Source organism: Streptomyces sp. WMMC500, from assembly GCF_027497195.1.
In the GTDB taxonomy this organism is placed as follows: Bacteria; Actinomycetota; Actinomycetes; order Streptomycetales; family Streptomycetaceae; genus Streptomyces.
The window spans coordinates 7,392,550-7,419,438 of sequence record NZ_CP114905.1 but is presented as its reverse complement, the minus strand read 5'-3'; the positions used below and the strand labels follow the sequence as shown (position 1 = coordinate 7,419,438).

23 protein-coding genes are annotated in these 26,889 nt (G+C 73.8%); 7 read left to right on the top strand and 16 right to left on the bottom strand.

The window, feature by feature from the left end; all coding sequences use genetic code 11:
• Positions 1–24: 24 nt before the first annotated feature.
• Positions 25–267 (top strand): hypothetical protein, encoded by a 243-nt coding sequence (locus tag O7599_RS31975; RefSeq protein ID WP_281619091.1) that lies wholly within the window; start codon positions 25–27, stop codon positions 265–267.
• Positions 264–1,793: a cobyric acid synthase gene (locus O7599_RS31970; RefSeq protein ID WP_281619090.1), complete on the top strand. Its 1,530-nt coding sequence runs from the start codon at positions 264–266 to the stop codon at positions 1,791–1,793. The genes O7599_RS31975 and O7599_RS31970 overlap by 4 nt, the downstream gene beginning before the upstream one ends.
• A gap of 84 nt (positions 1,794–1,877) precedes the next feature.
• Here the strand turns inward: O7599_RS31970 and O7599_RS31965 are convergent, their stop codons facing one another.
• Positions 1,878–2,837: an SCO1860 family LAETG-anchored protein gene (locus O7599_RS31965; RefSeq protein ID WP_281619089.1), complete on the bottom strand. Its 960-nt coding sequence runs from the start codon at positions 2,835–2,837 to the stop codon at positions 1,878–1,880.
• 238 nt (positions 2,838–3,075) lie between these two features.
• Positions 3,076–4,167 (bottom strand): amidohydrolase family protein, encoded by a 1,092-nt coding sequence (locus O7599_RS31960; RefSeq protein WP_281619088.1) that lies wholly within the window; start codon positions 4,165–4,167, stop codon positions 3,076–3,078.
• 410 nt (positions 4,168–4,577) lie between these two features.
• On the opposite strand from O7599_RS31960, the gene ectA reads away from it, so the two are divergent.
• The 4 genes from ectA to thpD all read left to right on the top strand — a co-directional run bounded on the left by ectA (position 4,578) and on the right by thpD (position 7,871).
• Positions 4,578–5,132, top strand: coding sequence for a diaminobutyrate acetyltransferase (gene ectA / locus O7599_RS31955; protein ID WP_281619087.1), 555 nt, complete (start codon positions 4,578–4,580; stop codon positions 5,130–5,132).
• Between the two features lie 55 nt (positions 5,133–5,187).
• Entirely contained in the window at positions 5,188–6,456 is a 1,269-nt protein-coding gene (gene ectB, locus O7599_RS31950; protein ID WP_281619086.1) for a diaminobutyrate--2-oxoglutarate transaminase, read from the top strand.
• A 117-nt stretch (positions 6,457–6,573) separates the two neighbouring features.
• A complete protein-coding gene (locus tag O7599_RS31945; RefSeq protein ID WP_281619085.1) occupies positions 6,574–6,972 on the top strand; it encodes an ectoine synthase in 399 nt (132 codons plus the stop codon).
• 5 nt (positions 6,973–6,977) lie between these two features.
• Positions 6,978–7,871: an ectoine hydroxylase gene (gene thpD, locus O7599_RS31940; protein WP_281619084.1), complete on the top strand. Its 894-nt coding sequence runs from the start codon at positions 6,978–6,980 to the stop codon at positions 7,869–7,871.
• A gap of 124 nt (positions 7,872–7,995) precedes the next feature.
• Here the strand turns inward: thpD and O7599_RS31935 are convergent, their stop codons facing one another.
• The 4 genes from O7599_RS31935 to O7599_RS31920 form a co-directional block, all read right to left on the bottom strand.
• Positions 7,996–8,700: a DsbA family oxidoreductase gene (locus O7599_RS31935; protein ID WP_281619083.1), complete on the bottom strand. Its 705-nt coding sequence runs from the start codon at positions 8,698–8,700 to the stop codon at positions 7,996–7,998.
• A gap of 48 nt (positions 8,701–8,748) precedes the next feature.
• The gene (locus tag O7599_RS31930; RefSeq protein WP_281619082.1) at positions 8,749–9,456 is read right to left on the bottom strand and encodes a histidine phosphatase family protein; all 708 of its coding nucleotides are present in this window, start codon (positions 9,454–9,456) and stop codon (positions 8,749–8,751) included.
• A 479-nt stretch (positions 9,457–9,935) separates the two neighbouring features.
• Positions 9,936–12,017 carry a hypothetical protein gene (locus O7599_RS31925; protein ID WP_281619081.1) on the bottom strand — a complete coding sequence of 694 codons (2,082 nt, stop codon included), beginning with the start codon at positions 12,015–12,017 and terminating at the stop codon, positions 9,936–9,938.
• A 145-nt stretch (positions 12,018–12,162) separates the two neighbouring features.
• On the bottom strand, positions 12,163–13,719 hold the full coding sequence (locus O7599_RS31920) for an aldehyde dehydrogenase (NADP(+)) (protein WP_281619080.1): 1,557 nt from the start codon (positions 13,717–13,719) through the stop codon (positions 12,163–12,165).
• Positions 13,720–13,856: 137 nt separating this feature from the next.
• Here O7599_RS31920 and O7599_RS31915 point away from each other — a divergent pair, with 137 nt between their 5' ends.
• Positions 13,857–14,630, top strand: coding sequence for an IclR family transcriptional regulator (locus tag O7599_RS31915; protein ID WP_281619079.1), 774 nt, complete (start codon positions 13,857–13,859; stop codon positions 14,628–14,630).
• Here the strand turns inward: O7599_RS31915 and O7599_RS31910 are convergent.
• The 10 genes from O7599_RS31910 to O7599_RS31865 all read right to left on the bottom strand — a co-directional run bounded on the left by O7599_RS31910 (position 14,605) and on the right by O7599_RS31865 (position 26,801).
• The gene (locus O7599_RS31910) at positions 14,605–15,687 is read right to left on the bottom strand and encodes a prevent-host-death family protein (RefSeq protein ID WP_281619078.1); all 1,083 of its coding nucleotides are present in this window, start codon (positions 15,685–15,687) and stop codon (positions 14,605–14,607) included. The two genes, O7599_RS31915 and O7599_RS31910, sit on opposite strands and share 26 nt — an antisense overlap.
• 35 nt (positions 15,688–15,722) lie before the next feature.
• Positions 15,723–17,171, bottom strand: a complete 1,449-nt coding sequence (locus O7599_RS31905) for an NCS2 family permease (RefSeq protein WP_281619077.1) — start codon at positions 17,169–17,171, stop codon at positions 15,723–15,725.
• Positions 17,172–17,263: 92 nt separating this feature from the next.
• Entirely contained in the window at positions 17,264–18,391 is a 1,128-nt protein-coding gene (locus tag O7599_RS31900; protein WP_281619076.1) for an alpha/beta hydrolase family protein, read from the bottom strand.
• A 65-nt stretch (positions 18,392–18,456) separates the two neighbouring features.
• The gene (locus tag O7599_RS31895; protein WP_281619075.1) at positions 18,457–19,761 is read right to left on the bottom strand and encodes a pectate lyase; all 1,305 of its coding nucleotides are present in this window, start codon (positions 19,759–19,761) and stop codon (positions 18,457–18,459) included.
• 145 nt (positions 19,762–19,906) lie between these two features.
• The gene (locus tag O7599_RS31890) at positions 19,907–21,232 is read right to left on the bottom strand and encodes a sugar ABC transporter substrate-binding protein (protein WP_281619074.1); all 1,326 of its coding nucleotides are present in this window, start codon (positions 21,230–21,232) and stop codon (positions 19,907–19,909) included.
• Positions 21,229–22,851, bottom strand: coding sequence for a glycoside hydrolase 43 family protein (locus tag O7599_RS31885; RefSeq protein WP_281619073.1), 1,623 nt, complete (start codon positions 22,849–22,851; stop codon positions 21,229–21,231). Before O7599_RS31885 ends, O7599_RS31890 begins: the two co-directional genes overlap by 4 nt.
• The gene (locus O7599_RS31880) at positions 22,851–23,717 is read right to left on the bottom strand and encodes a PmoA family protein (protein ID WP_281619072.1); all 867 of its coding nucleotides are present in this window, start codon (positions 23,715–23,717) and stop codon (positions 22,851–22,853) included. The genes O7599_RS31885 and O7599_RS31880 overlap by 1 nt, the downstream gene beginning before the upstream one ends.
• Positions 23,714–24,949 carry a Gfo/Idh/MocA family oxidoreductase gene (locus O7599_RS31875; protein WP_281619071.1) on the bottom strand — a complete coding sequence of 412 codons (1,236 nt, stop codon included), beginning with the start codon at positions 24,947–24,949 and terminating at the stop codon, positions 23,714–23,716. Before O7599_RS31875 ends, O7599_RS31880 begins: the two co-directional genes overlap by 4 nt.
• On the bottom strand, positions 24,946–25,854 hold the full coding sequence (locus O7599_RS31870; protein ID WP_281619070.1) for a carbohydrate ABC transporter permease: 909 nt from the start codon (positions 25,852–25,854) through the stop codon (positions 24,946–24,948). The genes O7599_RS31875 and O7599_RS31870 overlap by 4 nt, the downstream gene beginning before the upstream one ends.
• A complete protein-coding gene (locus O7599_RS31865) occupies positions 25,851–26,801 on the bottom strand; it encodes a sugar ABC transporter permease (RefSeq protein ID WP_281619069.1) in 951 nt (316 codons plus the stop codon). Before O7599_RS31865 ends, O7599_RS31870 begins: the two co-directional genes overlap by 4 nt.
• Positions 26,802–26,889: the final 88 nt, after the last annotated feature.

Below are 26,889 nucleotides of genomic sequence, written 5' to 3'. Positions count from 1 at the left end.
CCGACTGAGCACTGAGGAAGCAGCATGGACATCGACTGGGCAGCACTCGGCGAGGTCTTCGGCGTCAGCCTCGTCATGACGGTGGCGCTCGTGGGCCTCTTCACGGTCGGCATCGTCGGCCTCTCGCCGCGGACGGAACCCGGGGGGCCGGACGGCGCCGCGGAGACGGAGACCGCACCCTCCGCCCTGGCCAGGACGGGCGCGTACGTATGCTTCACGCTGTGTGCAGCGGCAGTGGCGTACGGGATCTTTCTGATCGTGAAGTGACGGCGCGTGCCGGCGGCCTGCTGGTCGCCGGCACGACGTCGGACGCGGGCAAGAGCGTCGTCACCGCCGGTATCTGCCGATGGCTGGCCCGGCGCGGGGTCGCCGTCGCGCCGTTCAAGGCGCAGAACATGTCGCTCAACTCGTACGTGACCCGCGAGGGCGCCGAGATCGGCCGGGCGCAGGCCATGCAGGCGGCGGCGGCCCGCACCGAGCCCAGCGCGCTGATGAACCCGGTCCTGCTGAAGCCGGGCGGCGAGGCCCGCAGCCAGGTGGTGGTGCTGGGCCGGCCGGTGGCGGAGCTGAGCGCGGCGGACTACCACGGGGAGCGGCAGCGGGAGCTGTTCGACACGGTCACGGACTGCCTGGAGCAGTTGCGCCGCTCGTACGACGTGGTGATCTGCGAGGGCGCGGGCAGCCCGGCGGAGATCAACCTGCGGCACGGCGACATCGTCAACATGGGCCTGGCGCGGGCGGCGCGGCTGCCCGTCGTGGTCGTCGGGGACATCGACAGGGGCGGGGTCTTCGCGTCGTTCTTCGGCACCACCGCGCTGCTGAGCGCCGCGGACCAGAGCCTGGTCGCCGGCTACCTGGTCAACAAGTTCCGCGGTGACGTGGCGCTGCTGGAGCCGGGATTGTCGATGCTCCGCGGGCTGACCGGGCGGCAGACCCTGGGGGTGCTGCCGTACCGGTACGGGCTCGGCATCGACGAGGAGGACGGGCTGCGGCTGTCGCTGCGCGGCCGAATACGGGAGTTGCCGTCCCGGCCGCCGTACGGGGCGGAGGTGCTGCGGGTCGCGGTGGTGCCGGTGCCGCTGATGTCGAACTTCACCGACGTGGACGCGCTGGCCGCGGAGCCGGGCGTCGCCGTGCAGTTCACCGACCGGCCGGAGGAACTGGCGGACGCCGACCTCGTGGTGCTGCCCGGGACGCGGGGCACGATACGGGCGCTCGCGTGGCTGCGGGAACGGGGCATCGACGCGGTGGTGGCGCGGCGGGCGGCGCAGGGGCGGCCGGTGCTGGGCATCTGCGGCGGGTTCCAGATGCTGGCGGAGCGGATCACCGACGCGGAGGGCCTGGAGGCGCGGCCGGCGGGCACCGTGGCCGGGCTGGGGCTGCTGCCGGTGCGGGTGGAGTTCGCGGCGGACAAGACGCTGGGCCGGCCGGCGGGGACGGCGCTGGGCGAGCCCGTGGAGGGGTACGAGATCCACCACGGGGTCGCGGAGATACGCGGCGGGGAGCCGTTCCTCGCCGGGTGCCGGGTGGGGCAGGTGTGGGGGACGCACTGGCACGGTGCGCTGGAGAACGACGGCTTCCGGCGGGCGTTTCTGCGGCGGGTGGCGGCGGACGCGGGGCGGGCGTTCGTGCCGGCGCCGGACACGTCGTTCGCGGGGCTGCGGGAGGAGCAGTTGGAGCGGCTGGGGGACCTGATCGAGGAGCACGCGGACACGAAGGCGCTGCTGCGCCTGATCGAGTCCGGCGCCCCGGGCGACCTGCCGTTCCTGCCGCCCGGGGCGCCGAAGGGGTAGCGGCCGTACCGGTACGCGGGCGAACGCGCGCCTACCGGTACGGCCTTCGAACGCGGTGCCGTACGCGCGCCGCTCTCGCGCGTCTCAGCCCCGCGCCCGCAAACGGGCCAGCACGACGCCGGCCAGTCCGAGGCCGACGAGCAGCACCGCGCCGCCGACCAGGTACGGGGTCGCCGAACTGCCGCCCGTCTCGGCGAGGCGCCGCTCGTAGCCCGGGTCCGCCGGCTTCGCGTCCTGCACCGGCTCCGCGTCCCCCTGCGGCCGGTCGCCGGGCTCCTCCGGGGTGTCCGTACCGCCGGCGGGCGTCTCGCAGGCCGCCTCGACCAGGGTCACCTCGCCCGCGACCTCGGCGACGTTCAGCTTCAGCGGGTTCACGGACACCTGGAGCCGCAGCGCCGCGGCGCTCGCCGCCGACCGTGTGGTCTCCGTCTGCGAGAAGCCGAGCGACACCTCCCCGACGCCCGGCACGGTGACCACCGTCGGCTCCCCGCCGACGGTGACCGTGACGCGCTTGCCCAGCACGGTGACGGAGCCGAGGGTGTCGGACTCGGCCACCGGCTTCTCGCCCACCGCGCACACGGCCTCCGACGTCACCTCCTCGACCTTGATCAGGGAGAGCGCGGGCAGCCCGGGGACGTGCACCTCGGCGCGGGCGAGGTGCGACGACGCCTCGGCGCCGTCCTCGTCCACGGTGGCGTCGGCGGTGGCGACTTCGGCGCGCGCGAGGGTCACCGCCTCGGCGCCGTCCGGGTGTTCGGCCCCTTCGGCGGCGAGGCCGTCGACACGCACGTCGAGTGCGGTCTTGTCCGCGGCGCCGGAGTCGTGGCCCCCGGCCGGCAGGCGGACCTCGTTGAGCGTGGCGAGCACCGGCACCTGCACGGTCCTGTCGAGCAGGGACACGTCGAGGTCGGCGCGGAGCACGGAGGCGTCGGCCGAGCCCGTACGCGCCGGGGCGGGGTCGGTGTCGTCGGCGTGCGCGGGCGCGGCCAGGAGCAGGGCGGGGCAGGTGGCCAGCGCGGCGGCCGTGGCGACGGTCGCGGGCATGCGGGACAGACCGGACAAACGGAACGGGCGGAACAGACGGGACACGGAACAAACCCCCCACGGGTGAACGGTCGTCGGATCGTCAACTGCCCCGCCATGCTCACGCACTCAGGGTGACGCCACGGACACTCTGCGCTCGTTCATCCCATCGGGCGAATCAGTTCCCGGAAGTTGCCCCGCGCCTCCCGGCTCTCTGCTCTCGGCCTTCCGCCGCCCTCAGGCGTTCTCTCCGCCGCCCTCAGGCGACGATGTGCCCCCGCAGCACGATCCGCCGCGGTGCCGTCAGCACCCGCACGTCGGCCAGCGGATCCGCCTCGTAGACCACGAGGTCCGCCGGCGCCCCCTCCTCGAGCGCCGGGCGCCCGAGCCACTCCCGCGCGCCCCACGTCGCCGCGGAGAGCGCGTCCGCCGCGGGGATCCCGGCGGCCACCAGCTCGCCCACCTCCTGCCCGAGCAGCCCGTGCGCGAGCGACCCCCCGGCGTCGGTGCCCGCGTATATGGGGATTCCGGCGTCGTAGGCGGCGCGCACGGTGGCGTACCGGCGGGCGTGCAGCCGGCGCATGTGGTCCGCCCAGCGCGGGAACCTGGCCTCGCCCCCCGCCGCGAGCTCCGGGAACGTCGCGATGTTGATCAGTGTGGGCACGATGGCGACGCCGCGCTCGGCGAAGAGCGGCACGGTCTCCTCGGTCAGTCCCGTGGCGTGCTCGATGCAGTCGATGCCCGCCTCGACCAGGTCGCGCAGCGAGTCCTCGGCGAAGCAGTGGGCGGTCACCCGGGCGCCGAGGCGGTGGGCCTCGGCGATGGCGGGGGCCAGGGCCTCGCGCGGCCAGCAGGGCCGGAGGTCGCCGGCGTCGCGGTCGATCCAGTCGCCCACGAGCTTGACCCAGCCGTCGCTCCTGCGCGCCTCGTGGGCGACGTACGCGACGAGGTCGGCCGGTTCGATCTCGTGGGCGAAGTTGCGGATGTACCGGCGGGTACGCGCGATGTGGCGGCCGGCGCGGACGATCCGCGGCAGGTCGTCGCGGTCGTCGATCCAGCGGGTGTCGGCGGCGGAGCCCGCGTCGCGCAGCAGCAGGGTGCCGGCGTCGCGCTCGGTGCGGGCCTGCTTCTCGCTGGTGACGTCGTCCACGGCGCCGTGGGCGTCGAGCCCGACGTGGCAGTGGGCGTCGACGAGCCCGGGGAGCGCCCACCCGTCGATGTCGACGACCTCACGAGCGGCGGCCGGCGGCGTGAAGGTGACGCGGCCGCCCACCACCCACAGCTCGTCTCGGGTCTCCTCGCGGCCGGTCAGCACCCGGCCCCGGACGCGCAGCACCGGGGTCTCGCTCATGCGGGGCACCCTAGCCAACGGCCGACCCCGGTGATCTCCCGGGGCGTACCACAGACACCTTCACGCGAAGGAACGAACACGGGGGGTGAGGCATTGACGTATGTTTAACGACAGTTTATCGTCGCCTCCGCGAAGTGATTTTCCCGTCTTCTTCTGCCCGCTTCCCGGCCGGGTAAACCAGGTAAATTTTCGGCCAGTCAACCTTCTCAATCCGGACAGCGGCCGGAGTCGTTATCAATCCGTTACATTTCGGGTCTGGATGCCAAGTCCCCCCGGGAATTCCGTGAGATACCGGGCATATCCCCGTCTGCTCGCGCGCTCGCGCGTGCCCGCGGATAACACATCTACGTCCCTTTTGTAACCCCTGCCGGCCGTGCGATTTCAATTTCCGCTAGGTAAATTCAATCTGCATGACTGCCGCACAAGCAGACCTAGCAGGCCCTCCCGATAAACCCCGTACCGCATCTGCAGACGAGGCCGGTGTCCGGCTGGACACCCCGCGAATCGAGGACGGCGCCGCAATCTGGCGCATCGCACGCGACTCCGGGTCGCTGGACCTCAACTCCTCGTACAGCTACCTGCTGTGGTGCCGCGACTTCGCCGACACCACGGTCGTGGCACGGGACTCGGACGGCGCCCCGGTCGGCTTCGTCACCGGCTACATACGACCTGCCCGGCCGGAGACCCTCGTCGTCTGGCAGATCGCCGTGGACGCGGCCTTCCGCGGCCGCGGCCTCGCCGGCGCCCTGCTCGACGGGCTGACCGAGCGCGCGCTGCAGGACCGCGGCATACGGGGCCTCGAAACGACCATCACCCCGGACAACTCCGCCTCCGACCAGCTTTTCCGCTCGTACGCGCGCCGTCACGGCGCCGACGTCGACCGCGACGTGCTGTTCCGCGGAGAGCACTTCCCGGACGGACACGAGCCCGAGCTGCTGTACCGCATCGGCCCGCTCGCGGGCTGACCGCACCGCACCATTCGTACCCCCCGCACATCGGATCATCTCCCAGGAGAACGCTGTGACCATCACACCGCCCGCCCTGAGCGTCTTCGAGACCCTGGAGTCGGAGGTGCGCAGCTACTGCCGTGGCTGGCCCGCGGTCTTCGACCGGGCCCAGGGCAGCTATCTGTACGACGAGGACGGCCACACCTACCTCGACTTCTTCGCCGGCGCCGGATCCCTCAACTACGGCCACAACAACGCCGTGCTCAAGCGCGCGCTCCTCGACTACCTGGAGCGCGACGGCATCGTGCACGGCCTGGACATGGCCACCACCGCCAAGCGCGCGTTCCTGGAGACCTTCCAGAACGTCGTCCTGCGCCCCCGCGACCTGCCGTACAAGGTGATGTTCCCGGGGCCGACGGGCACCAACGCCGTCGAGGCCGCGCTGAAGCTGGCCCGCAAGGTCAAGGGCCGCGAGGCCATCGTCTCGTTCACCAACGCCTTCCACGGCATGTCGCTCGGCTCGCTCGCCGTCACCGGCAACGCCTTCAAGCGCGCCGGCGCCGGCATCCCGCTGGTGCACGGCACCCCGATGCCGTTCGACAACTACCTCGACGGCCAGGTCCCGGACTTCCTGTGGTTCGAGCGGCTGCTGGAGGACCAGGGCTCCGGGCTCAACAAGCCCGCCGCCGTCATCGTCGAGACCATCCAGGGCGAGGGCGGCATCAACGTGGCCCGCGCCGAGTGGCTCCGCGGCCTCGCCGAGCTGTGCAAACGCCGCGACATGCTGCTCATCGTCGACGACATCCAGATGGGCTGCGGCCGCACCGGCGGCTTCTTCTCCTTCGAGGACGCCGGCATCACGCCGGACATCGTCACGCTGTCCAAGTCCCTGAGCGGCTACGGGCTGCCGATGTCGCTCACGCTCTTCAAGCCGGAGCTGGACATCTGGGAGCCGGGCGAGCACAACGGCACGTTCCGCGGCCACAACCCGGCGTTCGTCACCGCGACCGCGGCGCTCGACACGTACTGGGCCGACGGCCAGATGGAGAAGCAGACCCTCGCGCGCGGCGAGCAGATCGAGCAGGCGCTGATCGCGATCTGCGCGGAGCACGCCGACACGGACGCCACGTACCGCGGCCGCGGCATGGTGTGGGGGCTGGAGTTCCCCGACCCGGCGCGCGCCGCGCGTGTCTGCCGGCGCGCCTTCGAGCTGGGGCTCATCCTGGAGACCTCGGGGCCGCAGAGCGAGGTCGTCAAGCTGCTGCCGGCACTGACGACGACGCCGGACGACCTGGACGAGGGGCTGCGCACGCTGGCCCGGGCGGTCCGCGAGACCTCCTGACGGCCGGGCGCCGCGCCGTCCCGTACGAGCGGACGCGTACACGCCGGCAGACCACAGAACCGCCGCCGACCGATCCCGAAAGACCCGGCAGACCCGAGAGAGAGGCGCAGAACCACCGTGATCGTCCGATCCTTCAAGGAGCTTGAGGGCACCGACCGGCACATCAAGTCCGCGTCGGGCACCTGGGAGAGCAAGCGCATCGTGCTCGCGAAGGAGCGCGTCGGCTTCTCCCTCCACGAGACCGTGCTCTACGCGGGCACCGAGACCTCCATGTGGTACGCCAACCACATAGAAGCAGTCGTCTGCGTCGAGGGCGAGGCCGAACTCACCAACGACGAGACCGGCGAGAAGCACGTCATCACGCCGGGGACGATGTACCTGCTGGACGGGCACGAGAAGCACACGATGCGGATCAAGCAGGACTTCCGCTGCATCTGCGTCTTCAACCCGCCGGTCACGGGCCGCGAAGACCACGACGACAACGGCGTGTACCCCCTGCTGACTGAGGAGGACTGAGAACCATGGCCAGCCCGACTGTCACCGACCTCTACCCGACGCGCGGCGCCGAAGAAGTGAGCACGCCGCGTCAGGACCCGGTGGTCTGGTCGGAACCGGGTGCCGACGGGCCCATCCCGCCCTGGGAGATGGAGGGCTACGAGCGCAACGGCTACCTGACGGTCGACCAGCTCATCACTCCGGAGGAGGTGGAGACGTACAGGGCGGAGCTGGACCGGCTCGTCGCGGACCCCCGGATCCGCGCCGACGAGCGCTCGATCATCGAGCCCAGCACGCAGACCGTGCGCTCCATCTTCGAGATCCACAAGCTCAGCGACGTCTTCGACAAGCTGGTGCGGGACGAGCGCGTCCTCCACCGGGCGCGGCAGATCCTCGGCTCCGAGGTGTACGTCCACCAGAGCCGGATCAACGTCAAGCCCGGGTTCGGTGCCAACGGCTTCTACTGGCACTCGGACTTCGAGACCTGGCACGCCGAGGACGGCCTGCCGAACATGCGGACCGTGTCGGTCTCGATCGCGCTGACGGAGAACTACGAGACCAACGGCGGCCTCATGATCATGCCGGGGTCGCACAAGACGTTCCTCGGCTGCGCGGGCGCCACGCCGAAGGACAACTACAAGAAGTCGCTGCAGATGCAGGACGCCGGCACGCCGTCGGACGCGGCGCTGACGGAGATGGCGGACGCGCACGGCATCAAGCTGTTCACCGGCGCGGCCGGGTCGGCGACCTGGTTCGACTGCAACTGCATGCACGGCTCGGGCGACAACATCACCCCGTACCCGCGCAGCAACGTTTTTCTTGTGTTCAACAGCGTGGAGAACGCCGCGGTGGAGCCGTTCGCGGCGCCCGTGCGGCGGCCGGACTTCATCGGCGCGCGGGACTTCACGCCGGTGCGGTGACCCGGAGCGCCGGCGGCATGGCGTACGTCCACGTCGCCACGGGGATCTGACGCCGGACAACGCCGCGCCCCCGCCCGGACCTCCGGGCGGGGGCGCGGACGCGTCTGCGCCTGCGGCCGGTCGGCTACGGCACGTCGCAGGAGTCGTCCGCGCAGACGGCACCGTCGCCGCCCGCGGTCGCGACGGTCTGCAGCCCGCCCGCGGCGGCGGCCTGCTCCAGGGCCTGCGTGAAGACCTCCGCCGGCTGCCCGCCGGAGACGGCGAAGCGGCGGTCGATGACGAAGAACGGCACCCCGCCCGCGCCCAGCTCGGCGGCCTCCCGCTCGTCGGCGCGGACGGCGTCGGCGTAGGCGGTCTCGTCCGCGAGCACCTTGCGCACCTCGTCGGCGTCGAGGCCGGCGCCGGTGGCGATGTCGACGATGGTGTCGTCCTCGCTGATCGGGCGGGCCTCGGCGAAGTTCGCCGTGAACAGCGCGTCCAGGAGCCGGTCCTGGAGCCCGCGCTCCCTGGCGAGGTGCAGCAGGCGGTGGTGGTCGAAGGTGCCGGTGACGAACCGGTCGTGGCGCATGCCGAGGCCCTCGGCCGCGGCGGCGGCGCCGACCCGGTCCTCCATCGCCTTGAGCGTGGCGTCGTCCCAGCCGTACTTGGCCTGGAGCTCCACGGCGACGGTCTTCCGGCCGTCCCGCGGCGCCCCGGAGGCCAGCTCGAACGAGCGGTGCACCACTTCGACGTCGTCCCGGCCGGAGAAGGCGGCGAGACCCTTCTCGAACCGGGCCTTGCCGACGTAGCACCAGGGGCAGACGATGTCGGACCAGATCTCTACGCGCATGACCGTACGAACGGGCGGGCGACCGGCGGTATTCCCGCCGGACCCGGGTCAGGAGCCGGCGGCGCGTTCGGCGTCGGAGTCCCAGGTCAGCGGCACTCCGCAGCGCAGGCTCCAGCGGCCGGCACGGCCGGTCAGCTCGGTGCCGGTCAGGGCGGGCACGTCCAGCCGCCAGAAGGCCGCGGAGGGCAGGTCGAGGGCGTGCACCACCGCGGCCCGTACGGCCGCGGGCTCGGCGACGGCGACGACGTGGCGGGCGGGGGTGCCGTTCGCGGCGCTGGGGGCGGGTGGCCAGGCAGGGCCGGTGGGGACAGCCGGGCCGGCCGGGTCCGTCATGCCGGTCCGGTCGGCCGGGTCGGGCGGGACAGCCGGGCCGGTCAGGGCGTCCAGCCAGACGCCCACCCGCCCCCGCAACTGCAGCAGCGACTCCCCGCCGTGCGGCGCCGCCGCCGGATCGGTCAGCCAGGCCCGTACCGCCTCGCCCTCCGTCGCCGCCAGTTCCTCCAGCACCCGCCCGCGCCAGCGGCCGAGGTCCCAGTCGGCCAGTTCCGCTTCGGGCTCGGCCGCGAGCCCCAGCGCGTCGGCCGTCTGCCGGCAGCGGACCGACGGCGCGGCGTACGCCGGCGCGTGGGTACGCAGCCAAGCCGCCGCGTGTGCTCCCGCGCGCTCCGCCGCACGTCGGCCCGCCGCGTCCAGCGGCTCGTCCGCGCCGAACACCGCGTGCGGCAGCGCGGCGTCGACCGCCGGCGTCACGAGCATCACCCGGACCGTCACCCGCAGTCTCACCCGCCCCTTCCGCGTCCCGGCCGGCGGACGCCCTGTGCCGCCGGCCCGCAGGTGACCGTATCGTCCCCGCGTCGATCGCAGACGAGCGGAGCCGGACCAGCGGACCCTGGCCCGGCTCCGGGAGATCTCCCTCACGCGAGGGCGATCCGAGGGGGAGGAATGACCCACAGGACGCGAACCGTGCATGTCCGCATCGCGTCCGGCACGTACAAACTGACATGGTTCTGCCCTCTATCGCAGTAGTTGACCGTCATATCACCCGTTGGAGGGGCCCGCGCAGGAACACCGGTGCGCCGCACAGTCCGTTCACCGCCGTCGCCGGCGCGCCGGGACGCCGGCTCGCGCCGCTGCTCAGCGAGGTGTCCCCGGGGATCGGCGGGGTCCTCGTACACGCGGCCGGTGAACGGCCGAATCGACCGCCGTACGAGCACCCGCCGCGCGGCTCCGCGCGTTCAGGGGAGCCGGAGGACGACCTCCCCGCGGTCCGGATCGGCGTACGTCCAGCCGGCGGCCCGCCCGGCGTACGGGCTGCCCGGCTCCGCCTCGCCGCGGCTGAACCGCTGCCGGGCGCCGGGCGGCGCGGTGACGGGCACCTCGACGCCGGCCGGCGCCCGTACCGTCACGAAGCGGCCGACGCGGTAGGCGGTGACCTCCCCGTTCCGTACCGCCTCCGCCCAGACCGCGCGGCGCTGGAGGTCGCGGGCGATGGCTCGGGGGCGCGGGTTGTCGAGCGGGGTGGCGGGGGTGAGCAGGCGGCGGTAGTCGGCGAGCACGCGGTCCAGCAGGGGGTACGCGATGCGGTCCTCGGCGAGGTTCGACTGGTGGAGGTAGTGCGGGCCGGGGTCGGCGGCGAGGACGTGGCCGAGGGCGGTACGGGCCGCGCGGGGCACGAGGTGGGAGCGGTAGCCGGAGCGGGGGTCGAGCGGCGCGGCCCGGCACCGGCCGCCGCCGCCCGGGTCCCGGCCGTCTCCGTCCTCGCACCCGTCGCCCGCGGCCTCGGCGGCACCGCCCGCGGCCCGGCCGCCCTGCCCGTACCGGTACGCGTACGCGTCGACCTGCTCTTCCTCCCTCCCCGCCCCCGGGAACAGTCCCAGCGCGTGCCGCGGCAGCGTCGACGCCGTCCCGACGCGGCGCCGCAGCGGGTCCCGGGCGCGGTCGGAGGCGAGCCAGCGGACGCCGGTGGTGCCGAGGGCGGGGGCGAGGTTCGGGTTGTCGAGCGGCTGGCCCGGCGGGGCGGCGAGACCGGTGTGGCCTGCGGTGACCAGTTCGTCCCGGCGCACGAGCAGGTTCCTGACGCGCCCCCAGCCGACGTTGTCCCCGATCTGCCGCGCGATGCGCCGCTCCGGCGTCCACCGCACCTCGCCGGCCTCGTCCCGCGCGCAGCGCGCCGCACCGCCGCCGCTCCCGCGGAGGCAGCCGAGAGGCGCGCGGTCGTACGTGCCGTTGACCCAGCGGTACGCCTCGCGGTCGGTGATCAGCCGGTCGGCCAGCGCGTCGGCGCCGCCGTGCGCGCGGCGGTGGCGCTCGGCGGCGCCGCCGCTGTAGACGAGGTCGAGTGTCAGGTCCCGGTCGGCCGACCACGCGCGGGCGTACGCGGCGTCGGCGCCGTTCATCCGGACCGGCGGCAGGTCGGCGCACCCGGCGGTGCCCGAGGTGCAGTCGCCGGCGCGGTCCCAGCGGGCGTCGCTGCCGAAGACGCCGTCGACGTGGACGGCGAACGCGTAGCGGGCGGCGCCCAGATGGACGCCCTGCGTGGCCCATTCGACGATGCCGCGGGCCAGCAGCCGGTACGCGAGCCGGTCGCCGGGCCGCCCGAACGTCACGAGGAGCCGGCGCCGGCCGTCCCCGGCGTGCTCGCCCACGAGCGCGCCGCGCACCCGCGGCTTCCCGGGTACCGCGGCGGCCACGTACGGCGTGAAGTCCGGGCCCGGCCGGACGAGATGGCCGTACGTCTCGGCCGCCCGTGGATCGAGGTCCGCGAACGGCACGGGCCCCCTGAGGTAGCCGAAGGGCCCGGCCCGTCCGGCGGGGGTGACGCGGGCCGTACGGCCGTCGAGGCTGCCGGACCACGCGGGCGCGCCGAAGGCGGCGTGCGGGCCGGGGGCGGCGTGGGCGTCGACCTGGCGGATGCCGAAGCGCCGTTCGTACGCGGCGAGCGCGGCGGTCTCCGCGTGGCCGAGGGCTCGCGCGGGTTCAGCGGCGGGGACGGCGGCGGGGGCAGCGGCAGGGGCCGGAGCACCCGGCACCACCACCGCCTGGTACCGCGCCCGCGGTCGCCCGTCCTCGGTTCCGGCCAGGAACCCCTCGTCGATCCGCGGCCGGTCCCGCTCCCCGAGCCGCACCGCCGTGACCGGCGTCCCGATCGCCGCCAGGTGCTCGGTGATCGCCGCGACCGGCTCCCCGCCGTCGTCCACGACGAGGACGGCGAGGTCGACGCGCGGCGTGTCCGCGGTGCGTGCGTTCGGCACGGCGACGAACGCCAGCGCGGCGACGATCGCGCACGCCGCGGCCAGGCGCCTGGACCGGGCGGCCATGGTGCTCCTCCCCGGGAGCGCGTCGGGCTCTCCCGGGGAGACATCCTGCCGGGACACCCCGCGGTTCGCGGGCTCGCACCGCCCCCACGGGTGACGAGTGCGGACGGCGTTCGAACCTTCGAACCGCCGCCGCCCGGCCCGTGCGTCAGCTCTCCCGGACGCCGTCCACCGTGCGGGGCACGCCCGCGGGGTTGTCCTCGCGCAGCTCGGCGGGGAGCAGCGCCTGGGGCGCGTTCTGGTACGTCACGGGGCGCAGCCAGCGCTCGATCGCCGTGCCGCCGACGGACGTCGAGGTGGACGTCGTCGCCGGATACGGGCCGCCGTGGTGCTGCGCCGGGGCGACGGCGACGCCCGTGGGCCAGCCGTCGACGAGGATCCGCCCGGCGAGCGGCGTCAGTTCGGCGAGCAGTTGCGCCGCGCCGCCGTCCGCGGCGTCCGCACCGCCGGCGGCCTCCGAGCCGCCTGCCTCCCCCGCGCCCAGGTGCGCGGTCGCCGTGAGGTTGCCCGGTACCCGGGCCAGCACCGCGGAGACCTGCGCCACGTCCCCGTACCGCACGATGACGGTCACGGGTCCGAAGCACTCCTCCGTCAGCAGGTCGTACTCCCCGCCGCCCGCGAGGCGCTCGGCGTCGACGGTGAGGAAGCCGCCGCTGACGGTGTGCTCGCCGTTCGCGCCCGGTGTCACCGGGCTCTGCACGCCGTCCAGCCCGGCCCGTTCCCGTACGCCCGCGACGAACGCCTCCCGCATCCGCGGGTCGAGCATCACTCCCGGCTCCGTGTCGCTGACCGCCGCCGTGAGCGACGTGACGAGCCGGTCGCCGGCCTCGCCCGCCGGCACCAGCACGAGCCCCGGCTTGGTGCAGAACTGCCCGACGCCCAGCGTCATCGACCCGGCGAGCCCGGCGCCGATCTCCTCGGCGCGCTCTTCCGCCGCCGCCGCGCTGACGACGACGGGGTTGAGGCTGCCCAGCTCGCCGTGGAACGGGATCGGCCGGGGCCGGGCCGCCGCGGCGTCGAACAGGGCCCGCCCGCCGCGGACCGAGCCGGTGAACCCGGCGGCGGCCACGACGGGATGGCGCACCAGCTCCACGCCCGCGTCGAAGCCGTGGACGACGGAGACGACCTCCTGCGGCAGCCCCGCCTCCTCGGCCGCGCGGTGCAGCAGTGCCGCGGCCAGCTCGGAGGTGCCGGGGTGGTCGGGGTGGGCCTTGACCACGACGGGGCAGCCGGCGGCGAGCGCGCTGGCGGTGTCGCCGCCGGGGACGGAGAAGGCGAGCGGGAAGTTCGAGGCGGAGTAGACGGCGACGACGCCGAGCGGCACCTTCCAGCGGCGCAGGTCGGGCCGCGGCGGGGTGAGGGCGGCGTCGGCGTGGTCGATGCGCACGTCGAGGAAGTCGCCGGCCTCGGCGATGTCGGCGAAGGCACGCAACTGGTAGGTCGTGCGGGTGAGTTCGCCGCTGAGCCGACCGGGCCCGAGGGCGGTCTCGGCGTCGGCGCACTCGACGACCTTGTCGACGTGCTGGTCGAAGAGGTCGGCCGCGGCCCGCAGCAACCGGGCGCGCTGCGCGCGTTCGGCGAGCGCCGGGGCGGCGGCGTGCGCGGCGCGTACGGTCGTGTCGACCTCCTCGGCGGTCGCCTCGGTGGCGACCTGCTCCCGGCGGTTACCGGTACGGGGATCGACGCTCCAGACTGGTGCGGACAACTGAGATGTCTCCGTTCCTCTTGCACACACGGCGGACGGTGACCGACGATACCCGTGGTTCGGTATTCTGAACGCCGTCTCTATACATGAATTGCTTCTTGGACTTTTATCGCTGCAGACGCGGAGGGTCAAGTGCCATGGGGGTCGCCGACGCCGGTGGGGGTGGTCAGGTCAAGTCTGCCGTCCGCACCGTGGAACTGCTCGAGTATTTCGCGGCAAGGCCCGGAATGCACAGCCTCGGTGACGTCCAGCAGGCCGTCGGCTACCCCAAGTCCAGCCTCTACATGCTCCTTCGCACGCTCACGGAGCTGGGCTGGGTGGAGACCGACGCGACCGGCACCCGGTACGGGATCGGGGTGCGGGCGCTGCTCGTCGGCACGTCGTACATCGACGGCGACGAGGTCGTCGCCGCCGCCCGGCCGACCCTCGACCGGCTCGCGGACGACACGACGGAGACCATCCACCTGGCGCGGCTGGACGGCGTGAACATCGTCTATCTCGCCACCCGCCAGTCCCAGCACTACCTGCGGCCGTTCACCCGCGTCGGCCGGCGGCTCCCGGCGCACGCGACGGCGCTGGGCAAGGCGCTGCTCGCGACGTACCCCGACGAGGAGATCCGCAAGCTGCTGCCGGAGTCGCTGGCGCCGCTGACCGAGCACACGGTCACGGACCGGGAGCGGCTGATCGAGGAGCTGCACGGGGTGCGCGAGCGCGGATACGCCCTGGACCGGGAGGAGTCGACGCTCGGGCTGCGCTGCCTGGGGGTCGCGGTCCCGTACCGGACGCCCGCGCGGGACGCGATCAGTTGCTCGGTGCCGGTGGCGCGGCTGACGCCGGCGCACGAGCAGGGGATCCGGGAGGCGCTGCTCGACGCCCGCGACCGCCTCACGCTGGCGACGCGCCACCTGTGACCCTCCGAGCGGGCCGGCCGGTGAGCCGGGCGCAGCGCACCCGGCCCGCGGTGATGTCCGCGCGGGGCAGCGCCAGGCCGAAGGCCCGTTCCAGCCCGGCGAAGAACAACTCGAAGGGGTGGGTCCGGTGGGCCGTCTCCTCGGCGCGGCGGATGTGCGCGTTGAGGAAGCCGAGCGGTGCGTCCGGGACGAAGGGCATCTCGCCCGGGGCGTACCAGATGAGTTCGTAGAGGTCCCGCCGCGGCTCGGTGTCGTCCTCGACCGGGAAGGGGTTCTGGTAAGCCCCGTCCCTCAGGTAGTCGAACGTGTAGATCGCTTTCGCCGCGGTCGCGACGAGCGTGATCTGCTCCGTGGGCGGCGGGTCGAGTAGGCCGGCGTAGTCGTTGTCGTGGTAACCGAGCCACGTCCACTCGCCCGCCGCGCCGAACGTGACCACGCGCGTCAGGTCGTCGGTGCCCGCACGCCGGTCCCGTTCGCGCACCTGGTGCAGGAGCAGCCCGCCGGCGACGTCCCCGGGGTCGGCCCCGTAGGTGAGGGCGACGTCCTCGGGCGCGACGCCCTTGACGAAGTCGAGCACCCTGAACGGCTCGTGCTCGCGCCAGCCCGCCGCGATCCACGCGATGCCGTCGCCGACCGGGGGCTGGCGGGCGAGGAACTCCTCGAACGCGGCGGCCTGCGAGGGCGGCATGAAGCTCTGGCGGCCGAGGCTCGCGGCCTCCTCGATCCACTCCAGCTCCGCCACCGACCGCAGCTCCGCCACCACCGCGCGGCCCCGCAGGAACGTCATCCGCACGCCGTCGCCGTGCACGAACCGGGTGTACGGGCCCTGCTCCCCGGGTCCGAGCGGGCGCCACCGCTCGTCCGTGGGCCGGGGCCGCCCGCGGACGTATCGGGTCCGCTGCGCGAAGTGCTCCAGCTCGGCCAGCTCCCCCGCCGCGAGCAGCACCCGCACCTGCACGCCGCCGTCGGTGACCCGCACCCGCTGACCGGTCTCCACGACCCGGCCGACGGCCGGCGCGAAGTCCGGGACGAAGTCGCTCAGTTCGACGCTCTCCATGTCCGCGGACGCTACCGGGCGGCTGACACGGGCCCTCACACGCCCAGCAGGTCCTCGATCGGCTCGATCGCGAAGTAGACCACGAAGAGCACCGACACCGCCCACATCAGCGGGTGCACCTTCCGGGCGCGGCCCATGACCACCTGGAGGAGCACGTAGGCGATGAAGCCGGCGCCCAGGCCGTTGGTGATGGAGTACGTGAACGGCATCACGGCGATCGTGAGGAAGGCGGGGACGGCGATCTCGTAGCGGGTCCAGTCGACGTGACGTACCTGCGTCATCAGCAGGAAGCCGACCGCGATGAGCGCGGGGGCCGCGGCCTGGGAGGGGACGACCAGGGCGAGCGGGGTGAAGAGGAGCGCCAGGCCGAAGAGTCCGCCGGTGACGAGGTTGGCCAGGCCGGTGCGGGCGCCCTCGCCGACGCCGGCGGCGGACTCGATGTAGCTGGTGTTGGAGGAGCCGGACGCGGCGCCGCCGGCGACCGTGGCGAGGCCGTCGACGAAGAGGAGGCGGCCCAGGCGGGGGACCCGGCCGCGCTCGTCGAGGAGGCCGGCCTCGCTGGTGACGCCGACGGCCGTGCCCATGGTGTCGAAGAAGTCGGTGAGGAACAGCGTGAACACGAGCAGCACCACGGTCACGGCGCTGACCTCGTCGAACGCCCCGAAGAAGCTGAACTCCCCGAGCAGGGCGAAGTCCGGCGCCTCGACCACGTCGCCGGGCCAGTCCGGGACGGTCAGGCCCCACTGCTCGTCGGCGACGTCCGCGGCCGAGTTGATGACGATGGCGACCACGGTCATCGCCAGGATGCTGATGAGGATCGCGCCCTTCACGCCCCGCGCGAGCAGCGAGACGGTCAGCAGCACGCCGGCGCAGAACACGACGACCGGCCAGCCGCTCAGCGTCCCGGTGCCGCCGAGCTGCAACGGGACGGTGGTGCCTGCGGCGTCCGGGATGCGGGTGGCGAAGCCGGCGTCGATGAAGCCGATGAGCGCGATGAACATCCCGATGCCCACGCTGATCGCCACCTTCAGCGGCTGCGGGATGGCGTTCATGACGGCCTCGCGCACGCCGGTGGCGGCGAGCAGGCAGACGACGATGCCCTCCAGCACGATGAGGCCCATCGCGTCGGGCCAGGTCATCAGCGGGGCGATCTGGTACGCGACGACGGCGTTGATCCCGAGTCCGGCGGCGAGCGCGAGCGGGAGGTTGGCGGTCACTCCCATGAGCACGGTCATCACGGCGGCGACGAGCGCGGTGACGGTGACGAGCTGACCGAAGTCGAGCTGGTTGCCGTACTTGTCCTCGGCGCCGCTGAGGATGATCGGGTTGAGCACGAGGATGTACGCCATCGTGAAGAAGGTGGCGAGTCCGCCGCGTATCTCGCGGCCGACGGTCGAGCCGCGCTCGCGGATGCGGAAGAGGCGCTCCAGGGCCGCCGGACTCGGCGCGGGGGCGGGGGACTTGTCGGTCACGTGGTCGGACACGGGGGTGCTCCTGAGCGGCGACGGGGGACGGTACCGTGGGGACGGCAGGTGGCATTGTGCCTGCTGAGACGCCTGATCAGGTTGAGCTTGTGTTACGCCTCGGCGGCGGACCCGTACAGCACGGCGCCGAGCCACCGGAAGACCTCGTCCTGCAGCGGCACCGCGAAGGTATGGCCGTGCCCGGGCCATACGCGCGTAAGGAGCCGCTCCCCGGCGCCTGCCGCGCGCCAGACGGCGCGCAGCCTCCCGTACGCCGCGCGCACGCCGGCGGGCGTGAAGTGCGGGTCGAGACCGCCGTGGAAGAACAGCATCGGGCGCGGGGCGGCGATGCCCGCGACGTCGGGGAAGTCGAGGTGCCGGGCCAGGCCCGGGTGCAGCAGGTGGTACGCGGACTGGCCGCGCAGCGCGTCGCCGCCCGGGGCTGTGAGGTCACGCACGCCGGTCATCCAGCACACGCTGGCCGCCGCCGCGACGTCGTCGCTGAGCGCGGCCAGTTGCCAGGCGCGGAAGCCGCCGAGGGAGAAGCCGAGGGCGGCGATGCGCCGTGCGTCGACGCGGGCCAGGCTCGCGAGAAAGCCGGCCGCGCGCACGTCCTCGCGGGCGGTGAGGCCCGCGAGGGAGCTGCCGAGGTGGAAGACGGCACTGGCCAGCGCCTGTTGCCCGGCGTACGCGAGCGGGCCGCGGTCGCCCCAGCCGAGCGCGTCGACGGCGAGCACGACGTGGCCGCGGGCGGCGAGTTCGTCGCCGACGAACCGGCCCCCGTAGCACCGCCGCACCCACCGGCGCGCCGCGGGCAGTTTCGCCCGCTCGTCGTACCAGGGCGCCACCACCTTCTCCTTCCCGATGCCGAACGTCGCGCCGTGGTCGTGCAGGAGGAGCACCGCCGGGAACGGGCCGTCGCCGGACGGCGTCAGCAGCACTCCGCGCACGCGTGCGTAGCGGCTGAGGGTGAAGGTGACGGTCTCGCGGCTGTAGGCGCGACCGCCGGGGACCGCCGGGGCGCGGTCGGCGAACTCGGGGTCGTACGGGATCTCGCCGGGGTCGTCCGCCGGGACGAGGAGGTGGGCCTCGACCGTGGCGCGGGCGGCGCGCCGCCAGGCCGCGAAGTCGCGGACAGGGGAACTGCCCCAGGCGAGCGGGAAGGTGAGCTCGTCCCGGAGCCGCCGGTGGAACGCGGGCAGGCACCCGTCGACGACGCCGGCGAGGGCCGGGGCGGGCACGGCGTCCGCGCCGCCGGCCGCGCCCGGAGCGGGCCGCTCCGGGCGCGCCGGCTCCGCCTGCGCCGTCAGCGGATCCTCCCCGCCCCCGCTCGCGGTACCACCACGCCGGGCACCGCCCGCGGGTGGTCGACCCTGGTGCGCAGCGTCGGCCGCCAGCCCGCGTCCCGCTGCAGCGGGGTCTCCGGGAACTCCGCGTTGTGGGCCGCGACGAGGTCGGCCGGGGCGCCGTTGACGTGGTTGTGCTCCGCCGTCACCGGCGCCTCGCTCCACTTCTTCAGGATCCGGCCGGGGCTCACCCCGTCCGCCAGCCGGAAGGAGTTCTTCTCCGCCACGAGCCGTGACTCGAAGCCGATCCCGAACGAGTACGAGTAGGACTCGTCCGCCGCGCCGGTGATCACGTAGTGGTTGTTGTACGCGTCGACCTGGCCGAAGCGCACCCGCGGCGCCCGCTCGCCCACGCCGCGGAACAGGTTGTGGTGCAGCGTGACCCGCAGCCGGCCCCGGTCGGTGCCGCCCGCCCCGTCGCTGTTGCCGATCATCAGGGTCTTGGCGTGCTCCTCGAAGACGTTCCAGGAGACGGTGACGAGGTCCGCGCCGCGGACCACGTCCAACTCGCCGTCGTGCTGCTGGTACAGCTCGCCGTAGTGGCGCGGCAGGGAGCTGTCCGGGTACCGGCCGTCGGTGAAGGTGTTGTGGTCCAGCCAGACGTGGGTGGAGTGGTGGACGACGGCCGCGTCGTACGCGGAGTTCCAGGCGCCGCGCTCGCCGTCCGTGGGGTCCCACTGCGGGAAGCAGTCGAGCGGGCTCTCCAGCGTGAGGTTGCGGACGATGACGTTGTCGGCGTCCTTGATCTGCAGGGCGGCGCCCCTGATGCCGGCGTTCCTGCCGACTCCCACGACGGTGGTGTCCGAGGGCACGTACGCCTGGACGGCCGCCGCCTGGTTGGCGGCGGAGGCGGCACGGGCGTCCTCCTGGGGGCCGCTGACGGGGGTGTCGTAGCCCCAGACGGCGGGGTCGTAGGCGTCGAGGTACGTGGCGAAGTCGTAGCCCGGCGCCTCGAACGCGGCGCAGCCGGCGGCGTTCGCGTCGATCGTGCCGACGACGCGGATGATCCGCGGCTCGCCGTCGCCCGCCGCCAGCGCGGCGCGGAACTCGTCCCACGTACGGACGGTGCGGACGTGCCCGCGGTCGGCCGCGGCGCCGCCCGTGGTGCCGCCGGAAGCCGAGGCCCAGCCGTCGCCGGCGGGGAGGGTCCCGCGGGCCGGGTCGTGCCCGGAAGCCGGGGCAGCCGCGGCCGTGGCCGCCGCCGGGCCCAGCAGCGCCGCGCAGCACGCGAGCGAGACCGCCGCGTGACGTGTCCGTTGACGCATGGTGCGGCTCCTTCACAGAGCTGGTACGAGCAGGAGGAAAGAGACGGAGACGGAGACGGGGAAGGGGTGGAGGGCCGGCGGCGGTGCGCGACGCGACGTAACGCGACCGCCGCCGACCCGGTACGGGGGAGGAACCGGCGGTGCGCTACTGCTGCTCCCGCCACTCCGCCTGGGCCTCGTTCAGTTGCTCCGCCATCTGGTCCAGGAACTCCTTCGCGCTCATCTCGCCGAGGAGCACCTTCTGGAAGGCGGGCTCGTTGTCGGTCTTGCTGATGCTGTTCCAGTCGGGCAGGTAGTACGGGAGCTGCACGATGGTGGTGCTGCCGTCCGTCAGGGACTCGAAGGCGCCGTTGCCCCGTGCCGACTCCTTGATCCAGGCGTCCCCGGCCGCCTCGGTGTTGGCGGGGATCTGCGCGGCCGACTCGTTCCACTTGCTGTTCGACTCGTGCGCCGCGGCGAACTCGATGAACTTCCAGGCCGCGCCCTTGTTGTCACTCGACGTGAACAGCCCCAGCCCGTCCACCGGGTTGGAGACCTGCACCCGCTTCCCGCCCGGCCCTGCCGGCTGCGGCAGCCCGGCGAACCTGTCCTCGCCCAGCGCCTTGAGATGGTCCTGGTGCGAGCCGAGGTTGTGGCTCAGCATCCCGATGTCGCCTTTGTCGAACTGCGCGACCATCTTCACGAAGTCGTTGTTCACGTCCGCCTCGGGCGTGACGCTCTTGTACAGCCCGACGTACTTCTCCAGCGCCGCGACGTTCTCCGGCGCGTTGACGGTCGTCTCGTCGCCCTCCCAGAACTCGGTGATGCCGGACTGCCCGTACATCACGTCCAGCGCCTGGGCGATGGAGCCCTCGCCGCCGCGGATGGTGTAGCCGAAGGCGTTGTTCTCCTTGTCGGTCAGCTTCTCCGCGGCGTCGTAGAAGGCGTCCCAGGTGGTCGGGGCGTCGAGCCCGGCGTCCTCGAAGAGGTCCGTGCGGTACCACAGCGTGCCGTTGTTGGCGGAGGTCGGCACGGAGTACATCTCCTCGCCGCGCCCGCCGGCCACCTTGACGCCCTCGGTCATGCTCTCGGCCAGCACGCCCTTCAGCGCACCGCCCGCGATCCGGTCCCCGACGGGCTCCAGCGCGTCCTGGGCGACCATGTTGGCGAGGTACGAGGTACTGACGCCGCCGACGTCCGGCAGTCCGCCGCCCGCGATGGCGGTGTCGTACTTGGACTGCACGTCGTTGATCGGGATCGGCACGTACTCGACGTCGATGTCCGGGTGCGCCTTCTCGAAGTCCGCGATGATCTCCTTCCACACCGGCGTGCGCACCCCGCCGTTGTTGTCCCAGAAGGTGATCGAGCCGGTGCCCTCCCCCTCGCTGCCGCCGCCGCTGGTGCCGTCGTCGCCGCAGGCGGACGCGGTGAGGGTGAGCGCGGTCGCCAGGCAGACGGCGGCGACCGCTCTGAACGGTGTGGTCGTGGTCATGTGTCGGCTCTCTTCCCATGAGGGGTCTGCGGGTCGTTCGTGAGGCGGAAGCGGCCGAAGTGCGCCGTCCCGGCGGCGTCCGGGCCGGGCCGCGGGGCCGCGGCGAAGAGGCCGAGCAGGGCGCCGACCCAGCGCCACGGCGTGGCCGCGAAGACCGGCCCCGACTCCCGCGGCCCTTCGCCGGTGTCGGCGGCGAAGCGGCAGCGGGCGCCCGGCAGGGCGGCGATGTGGAGGAGGGCGCGGCCGGACGGCGCCGGGCGCGGGCGGGCGGCGTCCCGCTCCCGCTCGGCCACCTCCTCCGCGAAGCGGTGCACGAGCCGGACGCCGTCGGGCCCGCGCTCCAGGCCGATCCAGGCGAACGCGTCGCCCAGCACGGCCAGTCCGGCCCGCGCGCCTTCGGCCTCGCTCTCCAGCGCCAGTTCCACGGTCACCGCGCAGGGCGCGCCGGGCAGCCGCTGCGTGAGCACGTTCGGCAGCAGCCGCAGGTCGTGGGCGTCTGCGGTGCGTACGCAGGCAAGACGCAGCCCCGCGCCGTCGTGGGCGGCGGCCCAGCCGGGGCGCGGGTTGGCGGTCCACTGCCACTGGGGGCCGGGGGCACCGCCGGGGAAGTCGTCGTCCGTGGCGGGGACCGCGGTCGGCTGCGGGGCCGCGTCGGGCGTCGCGGGCTTGCGGGCGGTGCCGACCGGCTCGCCGCGCCGGCCGATCACCGGCCAGCCGTCGTCGTCCCAGCGCATCGGCTGCAGGTGCACCACCCGTCCGTACGCGCCGCGCTGCTGGAAGTGCAGGAAGTAGTCCTCGCCCGCGGCCGTGGTCACCCAGGCGCCCTGGTGTGGTCCGTTGACGTCGGTGCTGCCCTGCGCGAGGACGACGCGCTCCTCGTACGGGCCGTGGAAGGCGCGCGAGCGGAAGGCGCCCTGCCAGCCGGTGCCGACTCCCCCCGCCGGGGCGAAGATCCAGAACCAGCCGTCGCGGCGGTGGAGCTTGGGTCCTTCGAGGGTGAACCAGCCGGGCAGCAGGTCGCCGTCGACGATGACCGCGCCGGGGTCGAGCAGCTCGCGGCCGTCGGGGCTCATGCGGTGGCCGGTGAGCCGGTTCTTGACGCCGGAGCGGGACTTCGCCCAGGCGTGCACGAGGTACGCCTCGCCGGTCTCCTCGTCCCACAGCGGACACGGGTCGATGAGCCCCCTGCCGGCCTTGAGGAGGTGCGGGCGGGTCCACGGGCCGCGGATGTCGGGCGCGTTGACCTGCTGGATGCCGTGGTCGGGGTCGCCCCAGAAGATCCAGAACCGGCCCGCGTGGTGGCGCAGCGCGGGGGCCCAGACGCCGCAGTCGTGGCGGGGCGCGGCGAACGCCCCGGCGGGTTCGAGGCGGTCCAGGGCGTGGCCGAGGAGGGTCCAGTTGACGAGGTCGCGGGAGTGCAGCAGGGGCAGGCCGGGGACGCGGCCGAAGCTGGAGGCGGTGAGGTAGTGGTCGGCACCGACGCGGACGGCGTCGGGGTCGGAGTAGTCGGCGTTGAGGACCGGGTTGCGGTACGTGCCGTCCCCGCGGTCGGGGACCCAGGGGGCGCTGTCCCCCGCGCCACCGTCCTTCGCGCCACCGCCCCACACGCCGCCGTCCATCACGCCACCGCCCGGCGCGCCAGTGCCGCCGCGGCGGTGCGGTCCAGCCGTCCGTCGGCCACCGCCGTGACGACCCGCCGGGTCAGGCTCGCCCCCGGCGCCAGCGGCACCCGCTCGGACCAGGCCAGCGCCGAGCCGACGCCGGGGTACTCCCGGGTGCGGACGAACCAGGGGTCGCGGCGCGTCTCCTCCGTGGCGCCGGCGAAGACCAGCGTCCAGGCGTCCGACGCCAGCGCCAGCCAGCGCGCGGGCCGCCCGTGCACCGCCTCCTCGCCTTCGGCCGCCGCCGTGAAGACCCGCGGCGGGCGGTCCGTCCGCGGCGCCCGCCAGAAGTAGCCGCCGTAGCCCGCGCCGGGGCGGCCGTTGGTGGCGGGGCTGCCGAACGAGACGGGCGCGCCCGAGACGTTGGTCAGCGCGAACGACACGCCCAGCGCCCACGCCCCGTCGCCCGCGGGGGCGACGGCGACGGCCCGGCGCTCGCGCAGCACCTCGGCGCCGCGGGCGTACCAGCTCAGCTCCTCGACGAAGCCGTCCGGGTCGCGCAGCAGCCAGCCGGCGTGCCGCTGCTCGCCGTGGTCGGCCAGCTCGACGGGGCCCCGGCCGCGGACGAAGGTGCGCCCGCCCCAGAAGTTGGCGCCCGCGACGTCGGGGACGGCGATGCTGACGCCGAGGTGGTGCGGGTGGTCGGCGGGCATCAGCTCGGTGACCGGCACCCCGGCCAGGGTGGTGAGCGGGTGGAGGTACGGGCGCGGGGACAGCCGGCGGGCGAGGTGCGGGCGGTGGACGTAGCGGCCGACGCGGCGGCCCGCGCAGCACAGCAGGGTGGCGGCGTCGGCGCCGGTGCGGTTGCGGGAGGGGATCGTCATACGTGGCTCACCTCGCTGCTGCCGGCGGCCCAGGGGGCGCCGAGTTCGGAGTAGAGGGCCAGCCGCTCGGCGCCGGCGGCGACGAGCGCGTCGATGCCGGGCACGACGCGGCGCGCGGCCGGCGGGGCGGCGCCCGCGGGCCCGGGAGCCGGTGCGGCGCGCCAGGCGGCGGCGGGCAGCGGCACGGGGTCGGGAGCGGTGCGTACGGCCTCGACCACCCGCATGAACGCGCCGCCGTCGGCGACCGGCGCGACGAGCGGCCTGCCGTCGCGGAGGTGGTCGAGCAGGTTGTCGAGGAGGTCGGTCCTGCGGTACGTGATCTCCTCCGGACCGTGTCCGGCGCGTTGCAGCAGGACGCGGTCCTCCTTGTACCAGAAGGTGATCCGGCCGGTGGAGCCGTGCACCATCACGTACGGCTCGGCGGCGCGTTCGGCGCACAGCGTGACGGCGGCGACGATCTCGGTGCCGCGGGCGGTGGTCAGCCGCACGCCGGAGGTGTCGTCGGCCTCGATGTCGTGGGCGCGGTACAGCTCCAGCTCGATGCCGTCGACCTCGCCGGACCGCACCGTGCCGTCCAGGGCCAGCGCGGTGGCGACGGCGTGCGCGAGCGGGTTCGTGAGCACCCCGTCGACCACGTCGACGCCGCCGAGGCGGCGCCGCCCGGTCCAGGGCGCGCGGCGGAAGTACGCCTCGTCGCGCACCCACGCGCCCGCGGCGCCGATGCCGCGCACGGCGCCGACGGCGCCCCCGGCGACCAGCGCGCGGATGGCGGGCACGGCGTGCGAGCCGAGGGACTGGAAGCCGATCTGGCAGGCGATGCCGGCGGAGCGGCACGCGGCCTCGATCCGCTCGTACAGCGCGTACGACGGCGCGGGCGGCTTCTCCAGCAGCAGGTGCACGCCGTACGCGGCGGCCACCACGGCGAAGTCGGCGTGGGTGGGGATCGGCGTGGAGACGACGGCCAGCCGGGCACCGGTGCGCTCCAGCAGCGCGGCGAAGTCGGCGTCCTGCGGGACGGGTGCGCCGGCGAACTCCCCCGCGGTCAGCGGCCGGGTCTCGCAGATCCCGGCCAGCTCCACCCGGCCCGCCCGCGCCAGCCGGCGGATGTTCTCCAGGTGCCGGCGCCCGTGCCCGCGCGCCCCGGCCAGCACGACGGGCACGGGCGCGGCCAGGGGGGCCGGCGCGTGGGCCGGACCGGCGGCGGTGGCGCGGGATCCGTTGCGGTGCGTCATCCCTTCACCGCCCCCGCGCTGAAGCCGGTGATCAGCCACCGCTGGATGAACGCGAAGACGATGACCACCGGCACCGCCGCGATCACCCCGCCCGCCGCCAGCGCGCCCAGGTCGACGCTGTCCGCGCCGATGAGTGTGTTGAGGCCCACGGGGATCGTCTGCTTGTCCTGCTCGCTGAGGAACATCAGCGCGAAGAGGAAGTGGTTCCAACTGTGCACGAACGCGAACGAGCCGACGGCGATCAGCCCGGGCCGCAGCAGCGGCAGCACCACCGCGCAGAACGCCCGGAAGCGCCCGCAGCCGTCGACCCAGGCGGCCTCCTCCAGCGCGTACGGCACGTTCTTGATGAACGTGCTGATGAGGATCAGGGACAGCGGGAGCTGGAAGACCGTCTCGGCGACGATGACGCTGCCCAGCGAATTGATCATCTGCAGGTTGCGGAAGATCTCGAAGAGCGGGACGAGCATCAGCGCGCCGGGGATGAACTGCGAGCACAGCAGCCCGAGCAGGAAGACCTTCTTGATCCGGAAGTCGAAGCGGGCCAGCGCGTAGCCGCCGGCGAGCGCGACGCCCGTCGTCATCACCAGCGTGGCGACGCCGACGAGCATGCTGTTCTGGAAGAAGGTGCCGAAGCTGCGCTCGGTCCACACCTTGTCGAAGTGCTCGAAGGTCATCGGCCACGGCACCAGCGAGGTGGAGCCGGCGGGGCGCACCGCGAAGAGCAGCATCCAGTAGAACGGGATGAGCGTGAACAGCAGGTAGAGCCCGAGCGGGACCCAGATCTGCCAGCGCGGCACCTCGTCGTACGCCCGCCGCCGGCGACGGCGCCCGCGGCCCGCCGGCGGGGCGGGCGCGGCGCCCGGGGCGCGCGGAGGCGCGGCGAGCGCGGTCGGAGCGGTGCTCATCGGTTGTCGCCTCCGAACTTGCTCAGGCGCAGGTAGAAGATCGAGAAGAAGAGGAGGATCACGAACGCGACCGTCGTCAGGGCCGAGGCGTAGCCGAAGTCGTGGCCGTGGATGCCGGTGTTGGCGACGTACAGCGGGAGCGTCGTCGTCTCGCCCGCGGGGCCGCCGCCGGTGAGGGTGTAGAGCAGGTCGACGTTGTTGAACTCCCACACCGCGCGCAGCAGTGTGGACAGGATGATGGCGTCCCGCAGGTGCGGCAGCGTGATGTGCACGAACTGCCGCAGCCGCCCGGCGCCGTCGACCGCCGCGGCCTCGTACAGGTCCTTGGGGACGGACTGGAGGTCGGCGAGGATGAGGATGGCGAAGAAGGGCACGCCGCGCCAGAGTTCGGCGAGCACGGCGGCCCAGAAGACGGTGCCGGTGTCGGAGAGGACCGAGGTGCCGTACGAGCCGATGCCGGCGTCGGCGAGGTATTTGCTCACGCCGGTGGCGGGGTTGTAGAGCAGCATCCAGATCGTCGTGGTGAGGACGCCGGAGACGGCCCAGGGCGAGAACACCAGCGCCCGGGCGAAGGCGCGGCCCACGAACGTCTGGTTGACGATCAGCGCGAGGGCGAGACCGAACGCGAGCTGGAGCCCGACCTCGACGACGACCCACTTGGCGCTGAAGGCCAGGGAGTCCCAGAACAGCGGGTCGTCGGTCAGCAGCGTGGTGAAGTTCTCCAGGCCCGCGAAGCCGTCGCGCCACGGCTTGGTGACGTTGTAGTGCCGCAGGCTGTAGTAGAAGACGCTGAGCATCGGGTACGCGATGAAGCCCAGCATCAGCAGCCCGGCGGGGGCGATCAGCAGATACGGAAGGCGCCGGGACCCCCCGCGCCGGCGTCCCCCGCGGCGGCTCTCCGCGCGCCGCGGGGCCGGTCCCGGCGGCCGTGCCACGGCTTGGGCCATGTCTGCTCCTATCAGTGCCGTCGAATCAGTGCCGTCGAAGCGCTTCGCGAACGTCGTTCGAAATATCGGACAGGAGTGGGGCAGGGGT

Excerpts from the sequence above, each read along its gene's own strand:
- O7599_RS31890 (WP_281619074.1), bottom strand. The coding sequence starts at position 21,232 with ATGACCACGACCACACCGTTCAGAGCGGTCGCCGCCGTCTGCCTGGCG.
- O7599_RS31930 (WP_281619082.1), bottom strand. The coding sequence starts at position 9,456 with ATGCTCGTGACGCCGGCGGTCGACGCCGCGCTGCCGCACGCGGTGTTC.
- thpD (WP_281619084.1), top strand. The coding sequence starts at position 6,978 with ATGGCCAGCCCGACTGTCACCGACCTCTACCCGACGCGCGGCGCCGAA.
- O7599_RS31885 (WP_281619073.1), bottom strand. The coding sequence starts at position 22,851 with ATGGACGGCGGCGTGTGGGGCGGTGGCGCGAAGGACGGTGGCGCGGGG.
- O7599_RS31870 (WP_281619070.1), bottom strand. The coding sequence starts at position 25,854 with ATGAGCACCGCTCCGACCGCGCTCGCCGCGCCTCCGCGCGCCCCGGGC.
- O7599_RS31875 (WP_281619071.1), bottom strand. The coding sequence starts at position 24,949 with ATGACGCACCGCAACGGATCCCGCGCCACCGCCGCCGGTCCGGCCCAC.
- O7599_RS31895 (WP_281619075.1), bottom strand. The coding sequence starts at position 19,761 with ATGCGTCAACGGACACGTCACGCGGCGGTCTCGCTCGCGTGCTGCGCG.
- O7599_RS31915 (WP_281619079.1), top strand. The coding sequence starts at position 13,857 with ATGGGGGTCGCCGACGCCGGTGGGGGTGGTCAGGTCAAGTCTGCCGTC.
- O7599_RS31865 (WP_281619069.1), bottom strand. The coding sequence starts at position 26,801 with ATGGCCCAAGCCGTGGCACGGCCGCCGGGACCGGCCCCGCGGCGCGCG.
- O7599_RS31925 (WP_281619081.1), bottom strand. The coding sequence starts at position 12,017 with ATGGCCGCCCGGTCCAGGCGCCTGGCCGCGGCGTGCGCGATCGTCGCC.
- O7599_RS31935 (WP_281619083.1), bottom strand. The coding sequence starts at position 8,700 with ATGCGCGTAGAGATCTGGTCCGACATCGTCTGCCCCTGGTGCTACGTC.
- O7599_RS31975 (WP_281619091.1), top strand. The coding sequence starts at position 25 with ATGGACATCGACTGGGCAGCACTCGGCGAGGTCTTCGGCGTCAGCCTC.
- O7599_RS31965 (WP_281619089.1), bottom strand. The coding sequence starts at position 2,837 with ATGCCCGCGACCGTCGCCACGGCCGCCGCGCTGGCCACCTGCCCCGCC.
- O7599_RS31880 (WP_281619072.1), bottom strand. The coding sequence starts at position 23,717 with ATGACGATCCCCTCCCGCAACCGCACCGGCGCCGACGCCGCCACCCTG.
- O7599_RS31910 (WP_281619078.1), bottom strand. The coding sequence starts at position 15,687 with ATGGAGAGCGTCGAACTGAGCGACTTCGTCCCGGACTTCGCGCCGGCC.
- O7599_RS31960 (WP_281619088.1), bottom strand. The coding sequence starts at position 4,167 with ATGAGCGAGACCCCGGTGCTGCGCGTCCGGGGCCGGGTGCTGACCGGC.
- ectA (WP_281619087.1), top strand. The coding sequence starts at position 4,578 with ATGACTGCCGCACAAGCAGACCTAGCAGGCCCTCCCGATAAACCCCGT.